The 20,073-nt window shown below is 70.4% G+C and carries 15 protein-coding genes and 1 pseudogene; 10 read left to right on the top strand and 6 right to left on the bottom strand.

From position 1 onward, the window contains the following. The first annotated feature begins 119 nt into the window (after positions 1-119). The 4 genes from AB0I73_RS19285 (at position 120) to AB0I73_RS19270 (ending at position 3,317) form a co-directional block, all read left to right on the top strand. Positions 120-1,523: a helix-turn-helix transcriptional regulator gene (locus AB0I73_RS19285; protein WP_363038848.1), complete on the top strand. Its 1,404-nt coding sequence runs from the start codon at positions 120-122 to the stop codon at positions 1,521-1,523. Beyond that, entirely contained in the window at positions 1,520-2,407 is an 888-nt protein-coding gene (locus AB0I73_RS19280; protein ID WP_363038846.1) for an aminoglycoside phosphotransferase family protein, read from the top strand. Before AB0I73_RS19285 ends, AB0I73_RS19280 begins: the two co-directional genes overlap by 4 nt. A 170-nt stretch (positions 2,408-2,577) precedes the next feature. Next, positions 2,578-3,105 (top strand): WhiB family transcriptional regulator, encoded by a 528-nt coding sequence (locus AB0I73_RS19275; RefSeq protein WP_363038844.1) that lies wholly within the window; start codon positions 2,578-2,580, stop codon positions 3,103-3,105. Beyond that, on the top strand, positions 3,102-3,317 hold the full coding sequence (locus AB0I73_RS19270; RefSeq protein ID WP_363038842.1) for a helix-turn-helix domain-containing protein: 216 nt from the start codon (positions 3,102-3,104) through the stop codon (positions 3,315-3,317). Before AB0I73_RS19275 ends, AB0I73_RS19270 begins: the two co-directional genes overlap by 4 nt. Positions 3,318-3,350: 33 nt before the next feature. Here AB0I73_RS19270 and AB0I73_RS19265 read toward each other — a convergent pair whose 3' ends face one another. Next, a complete protein-coding gene (locus AB0I73_RS19265) occupies positions 3,351-4,475 on the bottom strand; it encodes a tyrosine-type recombinase/integrase (RefSeq protein WP_363038840.1) in 1,125 nt (374 codons plus the stop codon). A gap of 89 nt (positions 4,476-4,564) precedes the next feature. Further along, positions 4,565-5,131, bottom strand: a pseudogene (locus AB0I73_RS19260) (NAD(P)-binding domain-containing protein); the annotation flags it as partial. A gap of 418 nt (positions 5,132-5,549) precedes the next feature. Here AB0I73_RS19260 and AB0I73_RS19255 point away from each other — a divergent pair. Next, positions 5,550-6,818: a transglycosylase family protein gene (locus AB0I73_RS19255; RefSeq protein WP_363038838.1), complete on the top strand. Its 1,269-nt coding sequence runs from the start codon at positions 5,550-5,552 to the stop codon at positions 6,816-6,818. Here AB0I73_RS19255 and AB0I73_RS19250 read toward each other — a convergent pair. Next, a complete protein-coding gene (locus AB0I73_RS19250; RefSeq protein ID WP_363038836.1) occupies positions 6,808-7,923 on the bottom strand; it encodes a DMT family transporter in 1,116 nt (371 codons plus the stop codon). The genes AB0I73_RS19255 and AB0I73_RS19250 overlap by 11 nt on opposite strands. Positions 7,924-8,348: 425 nt before the next feature. Here AB0I73_RS19250 and AB0I73_RS19245 point away from each other — a divergent pair, with 425 nt between their 5' ends. The 3 genes from AB0I73_RS19245 (at position 8,349) to AB0I73_RS19235 (ending at position 14,308) form a co-directional block, all read left to right on the top strand. Continuing rightward, a complete protein-coding gene (locus tag AB0I73_RS19245; protein ID WP_363038834.1) occupies positions 8,349-10,976 on the top strand; it encodes a PA14 domain-containing protein in 2,628 nt (875 codons plus the stop codon). 302 nt (positions 10,977-11,278) lie between these two features. Then, a complete protein-coding gene (locus tag AB0I73_RS19240) occupies positions 11,279-12,685 on the top strand; it encodes a wax ester/triacylglycerol synthase family O-acyltransferase (protein ID WP_363038832.1) in 1,407 nt (468 codons plus the stop codon). A gap of 111 nt (positions 12,686-12,796) precedes the next feature. Beyond that, a complete protein-coding gene (locus AB0I73_RS19235) occupies positions 12,797-14,308 on the top strand; it encodes an SDR family NAD(P)-dependent oxidoreductase (RefSeq protein WP_363038830.1) in 1,512 nt (503 codons plus the stop codon). Positions 14,309-14,321: 13 nt separating this feature from the next. Here AB0I73_RS19235 and AB0I73_RS19230 read toward each other — a convergent pair whose 3' ends face one another. Next, entirely contained in the window at positions 14,322-14,771 is a 450-nt protein-coding gene (locus AB0I73_RS19230) for a hypothetical protein (RefSeq protein ID WP_363038828.1), read from the bottom strand. A gap of 484 nt (positions 14,772-15,255) precedes the next feature. On the opposite strand from AB0I73_RS19230, the gene AB0I73_RS19225 reads away from it, so the two are divergent. Beyond that, the gene (locus AB0I73_RS19225) at positions 15,256-15,429 is read left to right on the top strand and encodes a hypothetical protein (RefSeq protein ID WP_363038826.1); all 174 of its coding nucleotides are present in this window, start codon (positions 15,256-15,258) and stop codon (positions 15,427-15,429) included. A gap of 89 nt (positions 15,430-15,518) precedes the next feature. Here the strand turns inward: AB0I73_RS19225 and AB0I73_RS19220 are convergent, their stop codons facing one another. Both AB0I73_RS19220 and AB0I73_RS19215 read right to left on the bottom strand, forming a co-directional pair. Continuing rightward, complete coding sequence (locus AB0I73_RS19220) at positions 15,519-15,947, bottom strand: VOC family protein (RefSeq protein ID WP_363038825.1); 429 nt, start codon at positions 15,945-15,947, stop codon at positions 15,519-15,521. A 360-nt stretch (positions 15,948-16,307) separates the two neighbouring features. After that, positions 16,308-17,729 carry a lipase maturation factor family protein gene (locus AB0I73_RS19215; RefSeq protein WP_363038823.1) on the bottom strand — a complete coding sequence of 474 codons (1,422 nt, stop codon included), beginning with the start codon at positions 17,727-17,729 and terminating at the stop codon, positions 16,308-16,310. 170 nt (positions 17,730-17,899) lie between these two features. Here AB0I73_RS19215 and AB0I73_RS19210 point away from each other — a divergent pair, with 170 nt between their 5' ends. Further along, complete coding sequence (locus AB0I73_RS19210) at positions 17,900-20,041, top strand: SpoIIE family protein phosphatase (protein WP_363038821.1); 2,142 nt, start codon at positions 17,900-17,902, stop codon at positions 20,039-20,041. Positions 20,042-20,073: the final 32 nt, after the last annotated feature.

Below are 20,073 nucleotides of genomic sequence, written 5' to 3'. Positions count from 1 at the left end.
GTTGCGGTGTGTACTGGGACCGAATCGGTCAGCAACCATTGAGGCAGAGCACGCGTTCGTCGTGCAGGCCCTGATGCCGAGAGCCGAAGAGTTCGGCATCGCGAGGATGGGGAACGGACATGCCGCAGCCAGAGAAGCCGCTTAACCCGGGAGCCTCTCCGCAGGATTGGTTCGGTAGTGAGCTGCGTTTCCGACGTAAGGCGGATGGCCTCTCGGCCAAGGCTCTGGGACGGTTGGCGCAGGTCAGCGATGACATGATCTTGTCGATCGAGAAGGGGCAGTACCCCTCGTGCCAGCTGGAGGTGGCCCAGCGTCTGGACAAGGTTCTGGAGACCGGTGGCGTCTTCGAGCGGGCATGGCCGATGGCCTTCAGCCTCCGCGATGCCGATAAAAAGCGTCCTGATGCCGATAAGTACTCTCGCAAGGGGCCGGAGGCAATGGTTCAGGTGCATCGAGGCCGCATCCTGGGCAGTGACGAAGTACCTCCTCGCCTTGGGAGCCCCGAGCCCGTGGACCGACGCGCGTTCCTCCAAGTCAGCGGCCTGGCCGCCATTGCCCCCATAGACCTCACGCACGGTTTCGCCCCGTACGAGCTGACGCTTCCCGATTCGATCAGCTCCCACAACGTCGACCAGGTTCAGGAAGTAGCCACCGCGATCAGCGGTTGGGACAACAAGTTCGGTGGCGGAGGCATGGTCGGCGACGTCGCCGGTCGTGCGATGCAGTGGGCAGCCGGACTCCTGAGCGCCAAGTGCCCGGAAACTCTGCGGCCCGACCTCCTGGCGGCCGTCTCCCGGCTGGGCATCGTCGTCGGCGCCTCGGCTTTCGACTCCTACAACCACACCTACGCCACCGCGACGTTCCTCTTCGCGGCCGACCGCGCCGAAGAAGCAGGGGACTGGCACCTGCGTGCGAAGGCATACTCGTTCCTCGCGCGACAGTCCGTGTGGCTCGGTCAGCCCGACGACGGGCTCACGCACGCCGAGAAGGGCCTGGTGCGTTCCGATCGACTTACCGCTACCGAGCGGGCCATGCTGCACACGGCACGAGCCCGAGCGTTCGGCAAGATGGGCAACGTCCGCGACTGCATGGCCGCTGTCGGCGAGGCCGACGAAGCGTTCTCCCACGCTCGCCCGTCCGAGGATCCGCCGTGGATGACCTACTACGACGAGGCCCAGCACAACGGCGACACCGCTCACGGGCTGTTCGACCTCGTCATCCTCGCGGACCAAGACCCGGGACGGGCGGCCCGCCGCCTTGATACCGCCGTGAAGGGCCACTCGGACGCCTACAAACGCTCCCGGGCCATCTCCCGCACGAAACTCGCCTCACTCGTCATGGCCAAGGGCGATCCCCGCCAGGCGGCTGCCATCGGCCACGACGCGCTGGACGAGGTGGGCCGGCTCACCTCCCGCCGCGCCGCCGACGACCTGCGACAGCTCGGGGCGTTCGCCACCAAGCACCCCAAGGTGGCGGAGGCCGTCGCCCTGCGGGAGCGCATCGCCGCTACGGTCTCCGCATGACCACCTCGGCAGCAACCCCCGCCCGAGAGGCCCTCGAGCAGGCATGCGTCGCCGTGGGGCTCGACCCCAGCGGGGCCGAGCCCGTACGGCTGGCGGAGAACCAGATATGGAGGCTGCCCGGACAGCATGTGATTGTTCGAATCGCGCGGCGTGGCCAGACCACAGCCGCGCTCCGGGAAGTACGGGTTGCGCGATGGCTCGCCGAGAACCACATGCCGGCCGTCCGCCCCGCCGACGTCAGACAACCGGTCGAGGCGGGCGGTCGGCCCGTCACCTTCTGGGAGGAACTCCCGCCGCACGAACACGGCAGTCACACGGAAGTCGCACAGCTGCTTAAACACCTCCATGCCCTGCCCACTCCCGATTTCGAACTCGGCTACCTGGACCCGTTCGTCCGCATCAGCGAGCGTCTTGAGGCCGCAACTACATTGACCGGCACGGACCGTCAGTGGCTGAAGGGGCTTCACCAAGAACTTGTGGCAGCGTGGGAAGAGCGCCCACCCGAACGCCCGGACTGCGCTGTTCACGGCGACGCCTGGCCCGGCAACCTGATCCGCACTGCCGAGGGCCCGCTGATGATCGACCTGGAGCGCTTCTCTCTGGGCCCACCGGAATGGGATCTGGTTTCAACAGCCGTACGTGCGCGGACGACAGGTGCGGTCACGCCGGCGGAGTACGACGAGTTCTGTGCCGCGTATGGGTACGACGTAACCGACTGGGCCGGTTACCCGATCTTGGCCGGCGCTCGGGAACTCCGCATGGTGACATACGCGGCCCAGCACGCCGCTAGTAATCCCGAGTGGGCAGATCAAGCCCAGTACCGCGTTGACTGCCTGCGTGGTCGCCGCGGGCCGCGTCCGTGGAACTGGAAGGGAATCATGTAGCTCATCGACTGGAGACGGCCGACGATCGCAACGGGTAGCGCGGGGGCGGCACAATATAGCCGACGATCGCCGGTTGGGGAAACCGGCACTTGTTCGGATGCTTTGTACGTCTGGTGGACCGCCGGCGGTTCCCAGGCCCAACGCACGCATCTGAACAGGAAGCATCAGCGATGTACGAAGGGCACTCCGGGTCCCGGATCAGAGGAGACCAGGCTTGGCAGGGAAGAGCGGCATGCGCCGTGGCGGTCGAGGTGGCGAGAGATCCCGACCTCTTCTTCCCGTCGGCGCAAGCGGATGATCAACGCGTTGGCTTGGCGAAGAGAATCTGCTCCTCCTGCCAGGTCAGAAGGACATGCCTGGAAACCGCTCTGCATTGCGGTGATACGTACGGAGTTCGAGGCGGGATGACGGAGGCGGAGCGCAAGGCTGTCCAACGCCGCTTCGAACTCCGATGCGATTCTGCTCGTGTGATGGCCGCGCTGTCAGGTAGGGACGTGCATCTCACCAGGGCAGAACGGCAGCAGTTCGTCCGACTGGCGGCCGGGTCCGGGATGTCGGCTCCCCGGGTGGCTGAAGTCCTCAAGGTGTCCGAGGCACACGTGAAGAAGCTGTACCGACGGGAGCGCCTCAAGGACGTGGGCGCATCCTCGGAAGCGCAGAGGGAAGTACGGACCACTGATGAGGTGATCCCGGCGTGAGTGGACGTCAGTCGATCTCTGGCACGCGGTGCGATGGACTCGTCCATCAGTATCTGAAGGTTGATGAAGCAGCTACGTACCTCGGTCTGAGCCGACGTTGGATGTACCGGGAATCCCAGCGTCATGGACTGCCGCGGTACTACTTCGGCGGGAAGCTCAGGTTCAAAGTCGCGGATCTGGACAACTGGGCACAGCAGCAGAAGGTCTCCTGAAGGGGGCCGGGACTTCTCCCGGCCCCCTTCGTTCTACAACCCCTCGTTGAGAAGCTTTGCGGCGCGGCCGATCGATGCCGGCATGAGGTGGCGATAGATCCGGAACGTCATGTTGATGTTCTTATGTCCCATCCACTCTGCGACGTCTGTGATGGGTATCCCCCTGCCCAGGCAGTTCGAAGCGAAGAAGTGACGCAAGGAGTAGGCAGTGAGCTTCCGGGTGACGCCCGCCTTCTTCTTCGCTACGCCCCATTGGTACTCCAGTGTCGAGTGCCCCCAGTGCGAGGAACGCTGGCTCTGCAGCAGGTAACCGTTGGCATCGGTTCCGTGCTCCTTCTCGAAACGAAGGAGGGATTCACGAACCGTCCCTGGCATGGGAGCCTCACGGAACTCACCGGGCTTGCGATGCTTGAGGCGTGCCCTTTGCCGTGTTCTCCCGTCGATCTGCTCCGTTATGCGGTAGACGTCATCGGCGACCATCCGCTCCACGTTGGCGGCGTACGCCTCTCCGTTCCGGAGACCGCAGCCGGACATGAGGTCGATGATGATGCGCAACTCGTCGCTGCCGGCTGACTTGATGGCATGGATCTCATCCAGCGTCGGAATGGTGATCTTCCGTGGGATGTACTCGGGCGAGATCACTCCGTCGAACGGGTTCTCGGTGATCCCCCCGCGACGTCGGGCGTCGAGGAGAATCTTCTTGAGGGTGTCGAACGCGTTCTGCTGTGCCGCCGGCCCAACGGAACGCTCCTCCATCGACATGATGAAGTCTTCCACCACCGTCGACGTGAACGTGCTGATCCGGCGTGACTCCAAGACGGGGAGGACCTGGCTGTGCAGGACCTGGCTGACCGTGCGGACACTGCTGGGCGTGTAATGGCGCTGCCGGGTGAGCCAGCTCGTGGCGTACTCGCCGAAACGCTGCTTCCCGATGTCGCGCTTGAGGTCGGCCTGAGCGCGCGGAGTGTTCCGCTTCTCCTCGTAGACCTTGGTCAGCCGATCGAGTGCTGACTGCTGTGTCGCGTACCCCGTCTCCTCGCGCTGCCGACCGGTGGCGTCACGGTAGCGAATGGCGTAGGGGTGGGAGCAACGGTTCTGCCGAACGCAGGCGCAGCTCTTGAAGAAACTGCCCATCCCGCGTATGAGCTGGGTCGCCAAAGCGCATGTCTCCTGACTCGTGCTGGGAGTTTGCTGACCAACGGCTCCTCAGCATGGTCCTGACCTGCGGCCCGGCCAAACTACAAGACGTTGTGCACCATCTTCACGAAGTGCCCGGCACCGTCCGGACCCACGTGCGTCACGCAGGGCGTGCCGTCGGCGGCCTTGGCGGAGATCTTCTCCAGCATCGGGCCGAGCGAGTCGTACGACTCCTTCGGGCCGCCCGGCATGATGCTCGGCCCGTGCAGTGCGCCCTCCTCGCCGCCGGAGACGCCCATGCCGACGAAGTGGATGCCCTGCTCGCGCAGCGCCTTCTCCCGGCGGCGGGTGTCGGCGAAGTGGGCGTTGCCACCGTCGATGATCATGTCACCGGGCTCCAGCAGCGGGGCGAACTCCTCGATCACGGCGTCCGTCGGCTCACCGGCCTTCACCATGACGACCAGCCGCCGCGGACGCTCCAGCGCCGCCACGAACTCCTTCGCCGTCTCGGCCGCCACGAAACTGCCCTCGTGCCCGAACTCCTCCACCAGCGCACGCGTGCGCGCCGACGTCCGGTTGTGCACCGCGACCGTGTAGCCGTTGCGGGCGAAGTTGCGTGCGAGGTTGCGGCCCATGACCGCGAGTCCCGTGACGCCGATCTGCGCTGAACTGCTCATTGGTGGCTCCTAGTGACCTTGGTATCGGTACTGCCGGGGGGTCGGTGGTGCTGTCGGGCTCCTGCGCCGCCGGTCGGTGCCCGTCGGCCCCGCCGTCGACCATTCTGACCGTCGCGACCATCCTGACGTGCCGCTACCCCGCCCGCACGCGCGGGTCCCACGACACCCCGCAGCCACATACGGGCGGGACCCCCCTCCGTACTCATCCGGACCCGTACGGACCCGTCCGGCGCGCGCACGCGTGTTCGGCGCATGCCCGCGCCTCCGTGCGAGCGGGCCGCACGACGGCGACAACCGGGGCGCAACGGGCGAAAAGTACCGGCCATTTGGCGCATCCGCACGGCCGATAGCCGTCTTGTCACCGTCAGTTCGCAGCGCTTACTTTTGCCCCTCCTGACGCGTTGTCGAGGGGGACTCCATGGCCGTGCGCGGCCGGCACCGCCGGTATCAGCCGAACAGAATCAACCGCGCCTCACTCACCGTCACCGCGGGCGGGGCGGGGGTGGCGCTGCCCTTGCTGGGCACCGGCGTGGCCCAGGCGGCCGACGTGGACACCTGGGACAAGGTCGCCGCCTGCGAGTCCAGCGACGACTGGGACATCAACACCGGCAACGGCTACTACGGCGGGCTCCAGTTCACCCAGTCCACCTGGGAGGCCTTCGGCGGCACCCGGTACGCGCCGCGCGCGGATCTGGCCACCAAGGACCAGCAGATCGCCATCGCCGAGAAGGTGCTCGACGGCCAGGGCCCCGGCGCCTGGCCGGTCTGCTCGAAGCGGGCCGGGCTGTCCCGGGGCGGCGACACCCCCGACATCCGGCCGACCACCGACCGGACCGGTGGGAAGGGGGCCGGCCGCTCCACCGTCGAGGAGGTCAAGCCGCAGCACACGCCCCAGTCCCGGGCGGGCCGCGCCGAGATGTACACCGTGGTCCGCGGCGACACCCTGTCCGGCATCGCGGCGGAGGAGCGGGTCCGGGGCGGCTGGCGCGGGCTGTACGAGGCGAACGGCGCGATCATCGGCGCCGACCCCGATCTGATCCTGCCCGGCCAGCGCCTCACCCTGCCCGACGGGAAGGCGTCCGAGCAGTCCGGGCAGGCCGAATCGTCCAAGTCCTCCAAGCCCTCCAATTCGTCCAATTCGTCCAACTCGTCCAAGTCGTCCGAGAAGAAGGCCGCAAAGGGCAGGGTTGCAGAGAAGAAGAGCACGGAGAAGAAAGCAGCCGAGAAGAAGGCGCCCTCGCAGCGCACCGAGGAACGGGCCGACCGCGCCACCCAGTCCGGTGTCACCCGGGTGGCCCCCGTCGGAGCCCCGCTGGGCACGCCGTACCACAAGGCGGGTTCCTCCTGGTCGAAGGGCTACCACACCGGTGTCGACTTCCCCGTGCCCACCGGCACGCCCGTGAAGTCGATCGCGGCGGGCAGCGTGGTCAGCGCCGGCTGGGAGGGCTCGTTCGGCTACCAGGTGGTGGTCCGGCACGCCGACGGCCGCTACAGCCAGTACGCGCACCTGTCGGCGATCTCCGTGCGCAGCGGCCAGTCGGTCACCGCGGGCCAGCGTCTCGGCCGTTCCGGCTCGACGGGCAACAGCTCGGGCCCGCATCTGCACTTCGAGGTGCGGACGGGGCCCGGTTTCGGATCGGACGTCGACCCGCTCGCCTACCTGAGGGCGGGCGGCGTCAGGATTTGACCCGCGTGCGGTGCCGGGCCTGTACGGGCACCGGTACGTACGGGCCGCCGCAGAAGGGCGTGTAGGCGACCAGCGTCAGGGGCGGGTCCGGCTCGGCGACCGCGACCGCGGGCCCGGCCTCCGGGGCGGCGCCCACGGCGGCCGGTGCGGGGACCGGGGCCGGCACCCTTACGTCCCGTGCGAGTTCGGCCAGCAGCAGCTCCTCGGCGGCGTCGGACAGCGACCCGGTGGCCGGGACGGACCGCACGGCGCCCGCCGGCTCCGGCTGGTGCTGCTCGCGCGCCAGCCGTTCCGTCGTCAGCAGGATCAGGCCGCCGGCCGCCACCACGCCGCAGCTCAGCGCGAGCGCCGTGCCCGTCGCGCCGTAGCGGAAGGTCTCGCCGAACATCGTGATGCCGACCACGGCCGCCACCACAGGGTTCACCACCGTCAGAGTGGCCAGCGGGGCCGTGAGGCCGGCGCCCCGGTAGGAGGCCTGGGACAGCAGCAACCCGGCCGTGGCGAACACGCCGATCACCGAGAGGGACGGTACGTCCGCCACCGAGACGCCGTCGGTCCAGTCCACGGCCACGGCCTTCGTGAAGACGGAGGACATGCCGAAGGCCACACCGGAGGCGACGGCGAGGAGGATGCCGCGCACGGCGGGATGCCGCCGCACGGTCCGGGCCGCCGTCATCAGGGCGACGACAGCCACGGCCGTGACCGACGCCGTCACCGCCCGCTGGACGCCGTCGAGGGACCGGGCCTCGGACGCGGCGACCAGGGACAGCAGACCGGCGAGGCCGACGGTCGCCATGAGGGCGCCGCGCCACGCCGTCGCGCCCGCCCTGCGGCCGACGAACAACGCGGCCATGGGCAGCGCGAACACGATGGTCAGCGCGCCCAGCGGCTGGACGAGGCTCAGCGGGCCGTAGGCGAGCGCCACCACGTGCAGCAGCCCGCCGAGGCCGTTGAGTGCGACCGCCGCCCACCAGCCCGGCCGGCGCAGTGGTGCGTACTGCTCAGCGGGCGAGGACACCGCGACCCGCTCCTGCACGATCGCTCCGCCCGCGTACGCCACGGCGGAGACGAACGACAGCAACACGGACAACGCGAGGGCGCTCATCGGCAGTTCCTCTGCGCGAGCCCGGGGCGCTCGACCTGGCGCGGCGATCGGTCGGCTTTCATGACGAACACGATGCCGTGTCCCGTTGTTCCCGTCGTCGTCCCTGAGCACTCAATGCGTCCTACTGCCGATGGAGTACGCGGACGGCCCCGTCATCCCCAGGGTGGGTGCCGCACGGCGGAGGCCCCCCTGACGGCTGCCCCCGGGGGCAGGGCGCCGTCGTGCCTCGCGGGCCCCGGAGGGTCTTTGTCATGTCCCTGGACGGGCGACGGAATCCGTGCTGTTATGCAAAGTACTGTTCATGACAACGTTGTACAGGCGATCGCAACGCACAGAACAGAACACGCGCCGCGCAACCGAGAACTGAACACCGAGAACCGAAAACCGAGCAGAGAGCCGTCACCTTCCTCACAGACGGAGAATCCGTGCGCATCAGACGACTCAGAAACCGTTTCGCGCTGTTCCTGGCCGCCGCACTGGGGCTCGCGGGGCTCACCGCGACCGGCCAGGCCACGGCCGCAGCCGAGGACGATCCGGTGGACATCCACGGACTGAAGGGCGAGTACTACACGCACTCCGCCCCCGGCGCCTTCGACTTCCACGAGCTCAAGGCCACCGCCTTCGATCCGCACCTCGACTTCGACAACCTGGAGCCGCGGCTGAACTTCACCACGGGCCGGGCGGACCACGTCAGCGTCCGCTGGACCGGGAAGATCGTGCCGGAGAAGACCGGCGCGCACACCTTCTCGATCATCGGTGACAACGGCTTCCGGCTGTGGATCGACGGTCGGCTCGCCATCGACCACTGGGTCGACGACTGGGACCGCGAACAGACCGCCGAGCCGATCGAGCTGACCGCCGGCAAGGCCCACGACATCAAGGTCGAGTACTTCGAGCACTACGGCGGCTCCAACCTCCACCTGCGCTGGACCGAGCCCGGCGGCACCAAGAAACCCGTACCGCAGTCGGCGTTCCGCCTGCCGGACGGCTTCGACTACGACGGGGCCCTCGCGGCCACCGTCCTCGGCTCCGGGCGCACCCTGAAGCTCGACTTCCCGCGTCCGCTCGCCGTACCCCCGGCCGGTCTCACCGAGCACGTCAACGCGGTCATCGGCGGTGCGAAGTGGCCGCTGACGAAGGCCGAGCCGGACCCGGCCGACCCCAAGGCCCTGCTCGTCACGCTCGCCGAGCCAGTCGTCGGCAACAAGACGGGCACCGCCCGCGGCACCGCCGACGTCCGTTACGACGGCCGGGGCGGACTGGCCACCACGGGCGGCGACCCCGTGGACGCGTTCATGAGCAGCGGGCCCAACCGCTCCACCCACGAACTGAGCACCGAGTGGGCCGACGAGGTGGGCCCGGACAACGCCCTCCCCGAGTACCCGCGCCCCCAGCTCACCCGGGAGCAGTGGCGCAACCTCAACGGGCAGTGGCAGTTCGCCGCCGCCGAGGAGGGGGAGCGGCCGCCCGTCGGGAAGACCCTCAAGGAGCGCATCCTCGTCCCGTACCCGGTGGAGTCCCAGCTCTCCGGCATCCAGCGGCACGAGGACCGCATGTGGTACCGCCGTACCTTCACCGTCCCCCGGGACTGGCGCATCGGCTCCGGCAAGCGACTGCGGCTGAACTTCGGCGCCGTCGACTGGCGGTCCGAGGTGTACGTCAACGGCACGAAGGCCGCCGCCCACGAGGGCGGGTACGACAAGTTCAGCGCCGACATCACCGACGCGCTGAAGCCCGGCCGCACCCAGGAGCTCATCGTCGGCGTGTACGACCCCACCGACGCCGCGGACGGCGAGAACCCGCCGCTCGGCAAGCAGCGTCTGGACCCCAGCGGCATCTGGTACACGCCCAGTTCGGGCATCTGGCAGACGGTCTGGATGGAGCCGGTCGCCCGGGACCACGTCGACTCCCTCAAGCTGATCCCGGACGTGCCCGGCGAGCGGCTCACCGTGGAGGCGAAGGGCGTCCGCGACGGCGTGCCGGTCAGGGCGACCGCGTACGACGGACGGCGCAGGGTCGCCACGGCGACCGGTCGCACCGGGAAGCCGCTGACCCTGAAGATCGAGAACCCGCGCCTGTGGTCGCCGGACGACCCGTTCCTGTACGACCTGGAGGTGACCGTCGGCGCCGACCGCGTCGACAGCTACTTCGGGATGCGTTCCATCGCCGTCGAGGAGGTCGACGGGGTGCCGCGCACGGTCCTCAACGGCGAACCCGTCTTCCTGATGGCCACCCTCGACCAGGGCTTCTGGCCGGACGGCCTGCACACCGCGCCCACCGACGAGGCCCTCGCGTACGACCTGCGCGTGCACAAGGAGCTCGGGTTCAACTCGGTGCGCAAGCACATCAAGGTCGAGCCGGACCGCTGGTTCCACTGGGCCGACCGGCTGGGGCTGATGGTGTGGCAGGACATGCCGTCCATGAGGGCCGGGGTGAACCCCGGTGACTCCGCCCGCGCCCGCTACGAGCGCGAGATGAAGCAGATGATCGACGAGCACATCAGCAGCCCGTCGATCGTCATGTGGGTCACCTTCAACGAGGGCTGGGGTCAGTACGACGTCGGCCGCATCGCCGAGCAGGCCAAGGCCTGGGACCCGTCGCGCCTGGTCAACAACCAGTCGGGGCTCAACCTCGGCGCCGACGGCAACGCCGGAGACATCATGGACGAGCACGGCTATCCCAGTCCGGCGCTCCCGCCCCGCCCGGACGGGCGGCGCGCCCTGGTCACCGGCGAGTACGGCGGCCTCGGCCTGGCGGTGCCCGGTCACGCCTGGTCGGTGCAGCAGTCGTACGTCGACGTCGACCCGGAGACCTACACCGACGACTACCTCACCAAGCTCGACGAGGTACGGGCCCTGGTCTGCCGGGGCAGCAACGGAGCCGTGTACACGCAGATCTCGGACGTGGAGGGCGAACTGAACGGCCTGCTCACCTACGACCGACGCGTGCTGAAGCCGGACGTCGCCCGGGTGAGGGCCGGCCATGACGCCCTGATCCGGGACGCGTCCCGGGCGCGGCCCGCGGGGTGCCCGGCCGAGGGCGCCGCGCGATGAGCGCTTCCTCCGGCGGCCCGCGCCCGTCCGGGTGGCGTTCGTCACCCAGGGTGTCACCCTGGGCCTTCCCCCGGGTGCCGTCCCGAATGCCGCTTCGGGCGCCACTTCTGACGGGGTTTCAGGAGGTTTCGACCGCACGGCCGTGACCCCGTCCGCCCCGTGAAGCCCGCCCCTTTCGTCGTGCCGACGAGAGGGGCGGAGGCGTAATCTGATGTTAACTGTGTGTGGCGAGATCGTACTTGACCGTAATCAGTCGGGGACGGTGTACTGCTGGTCCATCCCGTCGTCATGCGAGGCACTCCTTGAACGCAGACCCGCTCGCTCCTCTCGACCTGGCGTTCTGGAACATCGAGTCCGCCGATCACCCCATGCACCTCGCGGCCCTCGGAGTCTTCTCGGCCGGTTCGCCCACCGCCGGCGCCCACGCGGCGGACCTGCTCGCCTCCCGTGCCGCCGCCGTGCCCGGGCTGCGGATGCGCATCCGCGACGTGTGGCAACCGCTGTCCTCGCGCCCGCTGCTCCCGGCTCTGCACCGCCCCGTCGCCTCGGCCCTGCGCTGGCCGCTCGCCTCCGCCCTGCGCCACCCGCTCGCCTTCGGTGGCGCCGAGCGGGAGACCGACCCCGGCTTCGATCCCCAGAACCACGTCAGGCTGCACGCCCCGACCGCCGACTTCCACTCGGTCGCGGGACGGCTCATGGAGCGGCCCCTGGAGCGCGCCCGGCCGCCCTGGGAGGCCCACGTGCTGCCGGGGGAGGACGGTGTCTCCTTCGCCGTACTGTTCAAGTTCCACCACGCCCTCGCCGACGGGCTGCGGGCCCTCACCCTCGCCGCGGCCCTGATGGACCCGATGGACCTGCCCACCCCGCGGCCCCGCCCGGCCGAGCCGGCGCGCGGACTGCTCCCGGACGTGCGCGAGGTGCCCGCCCTCGTCCGCGGCCTCCTGTCCGACGCGGGCCGGGCCCTGGACATCGGCGCCTCGGTGGCCCGCTCCACCCTCGACGTGCGCTCGTCGCCCGCGCTCGCCTGCGAGCCCAGCGGCACCCGCCGCACCGCCGGAGCGGTCCTCGACCTCGACGACGTGCACCGGATCCGCAAGAGCGTCGGCGGCACCGTCAACGACGTGCTGATCGCGGTCGTCGCCGGCGCCCTGCGCCGCTGGCTCGACGAGCGCGGCGCCGGCAGCGAGGGCGTCGCCCCGCGCGCCCTCGTCCCCGTCTCCCGGCGCCGCCCGCGCACCGCGCACCCCCAGGGCAACCGGCTCTCCGGCTACCTGATCCGCCTGCCGGTCGACGAGGCGGAACCACTCGCCCGCCTCGCCCTGGTGCGCACCGCGATGGACCGCAACAAGGACGCGGGCCCGAACCGGGGCGCGGGCGCCGTCGCCCTGCTCGCCGACCACGTGCCACCGCTCGGCCACCGGCTCGGCGGCCCCCTGGTCGGCCAGGCGGCCCGGCTCTGGTTCGACGTCCTGGTCACCAGCGTGCCGCTGCCCGGCTTCGGCCTGCGGCTCGGCGGCGACCCGCTCGGCGCGGTCTTCCCCCTCGCGCCGCTCGCCCCCGGTCACTCCCTCGCGGTCGCCGTCTCCACCTACCGCGGCCGCGTCCACTACGGGCTGGTCGCCGACGGAGCCGCCGTCCCCGACCTCGACCGGCTCGCCGGGGCCGTGTCCGAGGAGGTGGCGACGCTCATCTCCGCGTGTGATCCCTGACCCGTCGCCCGCCGCGAGTTTGGTGCTGCGGCCCGGCGCTCCGTAAAATCCCCCGTTCGACAGCGGGCGCGACCGGAGCGCCGCCACGGCAGACCAGGAACGGCGACGGCGATGACGGTGACAGAGGACGGCCTCCGGGCCACGGACGCGGTGGTACACGGGGACGCCGTGGCACACGGGGGCGTGGTGGCGCACGGGCCCGGCATCGACCCGGAGCGGCTGGCCGTGTGCCTCGACGTGCTCGCGGAACTCGACACACTGGACGTCGACCACCCGGACGCGATCAAGGTCCGCCGCGCCACCTCGCACATCTACCGCACGGTCAAGCAGCGCCGTCGCCAGGAGCGCCGGGCCGCCAAGACGGCCCACGACAAGGCGGTCACCGAGGCCACCGCCACCGGGTCCGCCGAGCGCATCGACGACGAGACGGAAGGCATCCTGCCCTCGTCCCGTACCGAGGAGGGCCAGATCGCGGGGATACTCCAGCGCCCCCGCTCCTGCTACATCTGCAAGCAGCGGTACGTCGAGGTCGACTACTTCTACCACCAGCTCTGCCAGAAGTGCGCCGCCGAGAACCGGGCCCGGCGCGACGCCCGGACCGACCTCACCGGCAAGCGCGCGCTGCTCACCGGCGGCCGGGCCAAGATCGGCATGTACATCGCGCTGCGGCTCCTGCGTGACGGTGCCCACACCACGATCACGACCCGCTTCCCGAACGACGCCATCCGCCGCTTCAAGGCCCAGCCCGACAGCGACGAGTGGATCGACCGGCTGAAGATCGTCGGCATCGACCTGCGGGATCCGGCCCAGGTCGTCGCGCTGGCCGACTCGGTGGCCGCGGCCGGCCCGCTGGACATCCTGATCAACAACGCCGCGCAGACCGTACGGCGCTCCCCGCAGGCCTACAGCGAACTGGTCGCCGCCGAGTCCGCGCCGCTGCCCGCCGGTGAACTGCCCGCCGCCGAGGTGATCGGGGGCTTCGGTTCCGGCGCGGTGGCCGAGCTGCCCGTCGCGGGCTCCGGCGCGCTCACCGCGCAGGACGTCACGGGCCTGGCCCTGGTCTCCGGCTCGGCCTCCCTGGACCGCATCGCGGCGGGCACCGCGATCGACGCCGGTGGCCTGGTCCCGGACCTGCACGACACCAACAGCTGGGTGCAGACGGTCGAGGAGGTCTCACCGGTCGAGCTGCTCGAGGTCCAGCTCTGCAACTCGACGGCGCCGTTCCTGCTCATCAGCAGGCTGCGTCCGGCGATGGCGGCCGCGTCGGCGAAGCGGACGTACATCGTGAACGTCTCCGCCATGGAGGGTGTCTTCGACCGCGGCTACAAGGGCGCGGGCCACCCGCACACCAACATGGCCAAGGCGGCCCTGAACATGCTCACGCGCACCAGCGCCCAGGAGATGTTCGACAGCGACCGCATCCTGATGACGGCCGTCGACACCGGCTGGATCACCGACGAGCGCCCCCACCCGGACAAGATCCGCCTCGCCGACGCCGGCTTCCACGCCCCCCTGGACCTGGTGGACGGCGCGGCCCGCGTCTACGACCCCATCGTGCGCGGTGAGGCGGGCGAGGACCTGTACGGCGTCTTCCTCAAGGACTACGCACCCGGCAGGTGGTGACGCCGAGGCGCCGTCAGTCCATCGCTCCCAGCCGGGAGTTGCGCGCCGCCAGAAGTTCCAGCACGGTGCGCCAGTCCTCCAGGACCCCGGCGTCGAAACAGGCGGTACGGGCCTCCTCGTCCGCCGCGCGCAGGGCGAGGAGGTCGTCCTCCGCCGGAAGGCCGGGCCGGGGCCGGCGGCGGACCAGACCGGCGACCCGCTCGCCGAGCAGCGCGCGCACCGCGTCCGCGGCCCGGTCCGCCCGGGCGCCCGGCTCCCCCGGGTGCAGCAGCCGCCCGACCGGCCGCACCAGGCCCGCCACCTGAAGCTCCTTGTCGGCGGGGTGCCCCCGGCGCAGCAGCGCGGCGGTCCGCAGGGCGTGGTCATACGTGTCGACCTGGGCGCCGCGGGGGCCCGGGGTGTCCCGGGCGCCCCGGCAGGCGTACAGCAGGTCCATCAGCTCCTCGACACTGCGAAGCTCCATGCGCCGGTCCTCCTGGAAGACAACCGTTTGCCGTACGGCAGCACAGCACGGCGAGCTTGCGCACCGGCCAACGGGACTTGAACTACGTCATGACCATGCAACTTTCTCGAACACTCGACCACGTGGACAGCTGTGTAGTCCGATCGGGTGACCAGCTGTAGCGGTATCGACGGTGAAAAAGGAGGCTGTAAGGGGTCATCGGGCGCAGTCCGACGGGCGATTGGTGCCGCGAGTTTCGAGCCCCATCGAGCAGGGGGCCGCTCATTTGGTTAACCTGAGTCGGACGGGCAGCGCTAAGGGGTCCTACCCACACCCACAGGTCCGTCATGGGACACGCCGCTTCACAACGGCCTGCTCTCCTACGAGTTACCGGCGCCACCGCGTCCGAACGGCTTTCGACTCATGCCCGAGCGGACGTACGACGCGGGCGCGGCAGGACCGGCGCGAAACGTCCCGAGGGTGACCGACACATAAGGAGTGCGCGGTGACACCGGAAACGACGACCAGTGATCAGCCGACCAAGGAACGCCCCGAGCGGACGGGCAGCCCGGCCGGGCAGCTCTGCAGTCTCGAGGTGTGGGCCCGGTCGGCCCCGATCCGCCTGGCGGGCTACGAGGACGATCTCGCCGAACCCCACATCCTCCGCAGCATCGATTGACCTCCGCTCCGGCACCGCATCGCCACCGCGGAGGAGACCTGCGCCCGGGACCCGGGCACCTCGGAGGAGGACGCCCGGGCCCGGTGGCGTCAGGGCCGGACGTAGGGTCGGGTCAAGATCTCCAGGTTGTGGCCGTCCGGGTCCTCGAAGTAGGCACCGCGGCCGCCGAAGAGACGGTTGACCCTGCCGGGTTCGGTGTGGTTCGGGTCGGCGTAGTAGGTGACCCCGACCGCCTCGAGGCGGTCGATCACCGTGTCGAACCGCTCCTCGGGCACGAGGAACGCGTAGTGCTGCGACTGGATGGGCTCGTCCCGCAGTTCGTAGTAGTCGAGCGTCACGCCGTTGCCCAGGTCCACGGGGAGGAACGGCCCGAACGGGGCGCCGACCTCCAACCCCAGTATCGCGGCGAGGAACTCCGCGGAGAGCCTGCGGTCCCGGGCGTATACGGCGGTGTGGTTCAACTGGACCGCCGTGGTGGGAGATTCGGGTGCGGTGGGTGTGATGGGCGCGTCGGGCATGGCTGGAACGTCTCCGGGTGTCGGTTTCCGTCGGGATGCCGCGAGGCGCGGCGGGAAGCGGGAAAGGGAACGGAAGGAAACACGGAGAGGGGGGCGGGGCGCGGGCAGTGCCCCGCCCTCGGCCGGGCATGAGCGGGGACGGCCCCGCCCGGCTCACGCCGGGGCCGGGAGCGTCTTTCGTGTGTGGCCCGAGGCCGACCCGGCAGTCACCCGACCGACGATAGGCGCACGCCGCTGAGCGCCGCAACCCCCGGGCGGGTCGGCCCGAACACCGGCATGACCGCCGCGAAGGTGCCGCTCCAGGAACGCAACCGGCGCGGCCGGTGGTCGCCCGAGGCGAACACCGCGGACACCACTGTCTCAGCGTGCCCCTGAAGCCCCAGCCAGCCGGGTCGGCGGCAGGTACTCGCGCACGAACGTCCGCTCCCAGCACGCCCCCGTCTCCCGCAGCTCCCGCCAGGACGTGTAGCGGTACCGGAAGAGCCGGGCGCGCACGTACCGGGGCGGCGCGCCGGGCGGGAAGGGGGAGCGGCGCAGCAGCCGCAGCGTGTCCCGGTCGTCCTCCAGCAGCCGTTCCACCAGCGCGCCGAACCACGGCCCGGCGTAGGACGGCGACAACGCGGCGAACCACATCAGCCAGTCGAGCCGCAGATGGTACGGCGCGAACTGGCGCGGCCAGCGCCGGGGGTCGCCCGGCTTGCCCCGGAACTCGTACTCCCGCCAGTCCGACTCCGCCCGGGGCGCCTCGTCGGCGGTGCCCTCGACCACCACCTCGTACCGGATCCGGCTGACGCTGCCGAACGCCCCGTAGGTGTTGACCAGGTGGAGCGGGTCGAACGAGCGGTTCATCACCTGGCGGCGGGAGAGCATGTTGCGCGCCGGCTGGTAACCGAGGCAGAGCAGCAGCGCGGACACCGCGAGGACGACGACCACGTACCACAGCGGGGCGCCGGCCGTGTCCGGCGGCTCGGCGGGGAACGCGACCGCGGACAGGGCCAGCACGATCGTGATCCAGTTCAGCCAGGAGAAGTTGCCCGACAGCACCAGCCACAGCTGTGTGACGATCATCAGCGCGGCGGCGACCGTGGCGATCGGCTGGGGAGCGAACAGCAGGAACGGCACGACGAGTTGGGTGACATGGTTCGCGGCCGCCTCGGCCCGGTGCAGCGGCTTCGGCAGATGGTGGAAGAACCAGCTCAGCGGCCCCGGCATCGGCTGGGTCTCGTGGTGGTGGTACAGACAGGTCAGCTTCCGCCAGCACGCGTCGCCGCGCATCTTGATCAGCCCGGCGCCGAACTCGACCCGGAACAGGATCCACCGCAGCAGGAACAGCACGACGACCGGTGGGGCCACCTCGTCGTTGCCGAGGAACACGGCGAGGAACCCGACCTCGAGCAGCAGCGACTCCCAGCCGAACGCATACCAGGTCTGCCCCACGTTCACGATCGACAGATACAGCGCCCACGGCACCAGCCACAGCAGCATCCCGCCCCACAGCGGAAGCCGGGAGTCCAGCCCCGCGAGCAGCGTCACCGACACCGCGCAGCCCGCCCACGCGCAGAGCGCGAAGAAGCGGTCCGAATAGTGCAGGTGGAACAGGCTCGGCGCCCGCCGGAACGGCACCCGCTCCACGTACCGGGGCACCGGCAGCATGCCGCGTGTCCCGATCAGCGCACGGAACTGCAGCGCCGCCGTCAGGAACGCGACCAGGTACAGGCCGGCCAGTGCCCGCTGGAAGACCAGCCGGCTCAGCCAGTACTCGGATGCGGTGAACCACTCCACGGCCGGGTGCCCCTTCCCTCATTGTCCCGCCGTCGCTCCTGTGACTCTCCGTATACCACCGGGGTGACCGGGCAACCCCGTGCGCGCCACGGAGACGGCCGAGGGGGCGGGCGGCGTCCCGGAGCCCGCAGCGGTCGAATAATCCGGTGAATCCTGACAAAGTTGCTTTCATGGCTGATCGGGGAGCGAGCGCCCTGTCACTCCCGGACGACTGGCCGGACCACCCGGATCCGATCCTGGCGCTCAACCGCATGGGCAGTTTCGACTGGGACCTGGACACCGGGGCGCTTCAGATGGACGCCCAGGCCCGCGACATCTTCGACCTGCGCGCCGACGAATTCGACGATCGCCCCGAGACGCTGTCGTCACGGGTGCCGACCGCGGAGATCGCCCGTCTGGACACCACCGTCGCGCAGGCCGTGAAGGACGGCAGCGAGAACTACGGTGCCTACTTCCGGGTCCGCCGCCGTGACGGCACCCTGCGCTGGACCCACACCCACGGCTACATCCTCCGGGACGACACCGGACGGCCCGTCCGCATCATCGGCATCGTCCGGGACGCCACCCAGGAACTCGGCGCCAGCGAGGCGAGGCAGCAGCAGGTCACCCAGGAGGACGCCCTGCGCGAGCAGACCAACGTCGTCCAGCTCACCACGGCCGCACTCGCCCACGCCCGCACCGTGCAGGACGTCATCGACGTCCTCAAGGACACCCACGGCCTCACCCATCTGGGCGCCACCAGCCTTGTCGTGGGGCTGGTCGAGGCCGGCCACATCCGGTTGGTCGCCGAGGGCCCCGTCGGCAGCTTCGTCCCGGGCACCCGCGTCACCCGGATCGACGAGCAGTACCCGATGAGCGAGGCGGTACGGACGCTCAGCCCGCGCTTCATCGAGTCGCCGGAGGAATTCGCCGAACGCTACCCGGGGCTGTGGCCCCACCTCGCCGACCTGCACGTCACCTCGGCCGCCTACCTGCCGCTCATCGTCCAGGCCCGGCCGATCGGCGCCATGGGCCTCCTCTACAGCGACCGGCGCGGCTTCACCCCCGAGGAGCGCAACATCCTCGTCGCCCTGTGCAGCAGCATCGCCCAGAGCCTGCAGCGGGCCATGTTCTACGAGCAGGAGATGGACCTCGCGCAGGGCCTGCAACAGGCCATGCTGCCCCGCACCATTCCCAGCGTGCCCGGCGCCGACGTCGCCGTCCGCTATCGCGGGGCCGGCATCGGAGGCTCGCTGAGCCGGGACATCGGCGGCGACTGGTACGACCTGATCCCGCTGCCCGGTGGCCGGGTCGGCGCCGTCATCGGCGACGTCCAGGGCCACGACACCCACGCCGCCGCCGTCATGGGCCAGCTGCGCATCGTGCTGCGCGCCTACGCCGCCGAGGGGCACCCGCCGGCCACCGTGATGGCCCGCGCCTCCGTCTTCCTGCACGAACTCGACACCGACCGCTCCGCGACCTGCCTCTATGCCGAGGCCGACCTGTCCACCGGTGTCCTCCAGGTGGTCCGGGCCGGCCACATCGACCCGCTCGTCCGCCGCACCGACGGCTCCTGCCGGCGCGTCTTCGTCGCGGGCGGGCTGCCGCTCGGCCTGTCCGCCGAGTTCGGCAGGCTCGAGTACCCGGTCGGGACCATGGAGCTCGATCCCGGCGACGTGCTGATGCTGTGCACCGACGGCCTGGTCGAGCAGCCCGGCGCCGACCTCGACGACGGTATCGAGACGCTCTGCGCACTCATCACCACCGGCCCCGAGGACGTGCGTGACCTCGCCGACCGGCTCATCGACGTGGCCGAGGAACGCGGTGGTGACGACGACGTGGCCCTGCTCCTGCTGCGTCGCCGCCCGCCGGACAGCCCGCGCTCCGGAGGGCGGCTCCAGCAGCACGTGGCCCCCGGCGACCCCGAGGCCCTCACCGAGGCCCGGCGCATGATCCGTGCCGGGGTCGGCGCCTGGGGCGCCGGGGACCGCGCCGACGAGATCGAACTGGCCGCCGACGAGCTGATCACCAACGCGCTGATGCACACCGAGGGCGCCGCCGTCGTCACCCTCAGGGTCCTCACCGGCACCGAACGGCGACTGCGCGTGGAGGTCACGGACTCCTCCAGCGCCCTGCCGCGCCGCCGCGAGGCGGGGGAGTCGTGCGTCTCCGGGCGGGGCCTGCTGCTGGTCGAGACGCTCACCGACGTGTGGGGCGTGGAGGCACGGGGCGGCGGCAAGTGCGTCTGGGGCGAGTTCGCGGTGACCACCTCCCCCGCCGCCGCGGACCACGGCCACGACGCCGACGGCGGCACGGGGCACGGTTCCCGCTGACCGGTCCGGTCCGGTCCGGGGCGACACGGTCC

Source organism: Streptomyces sp. NPDC050388 (assembly GCF_040655635.1).
Taxonomy (GTDB): domain Bacteria; phylum Actinomycetota; class Actinomycetes; order Streptomycetales; family Streptomycetaceae; genus Streptomyces.
Note: the sequence above shows the minus strand (reverse complement) of the source record. Positions and strands in the feature narration are given on the sequence as shown.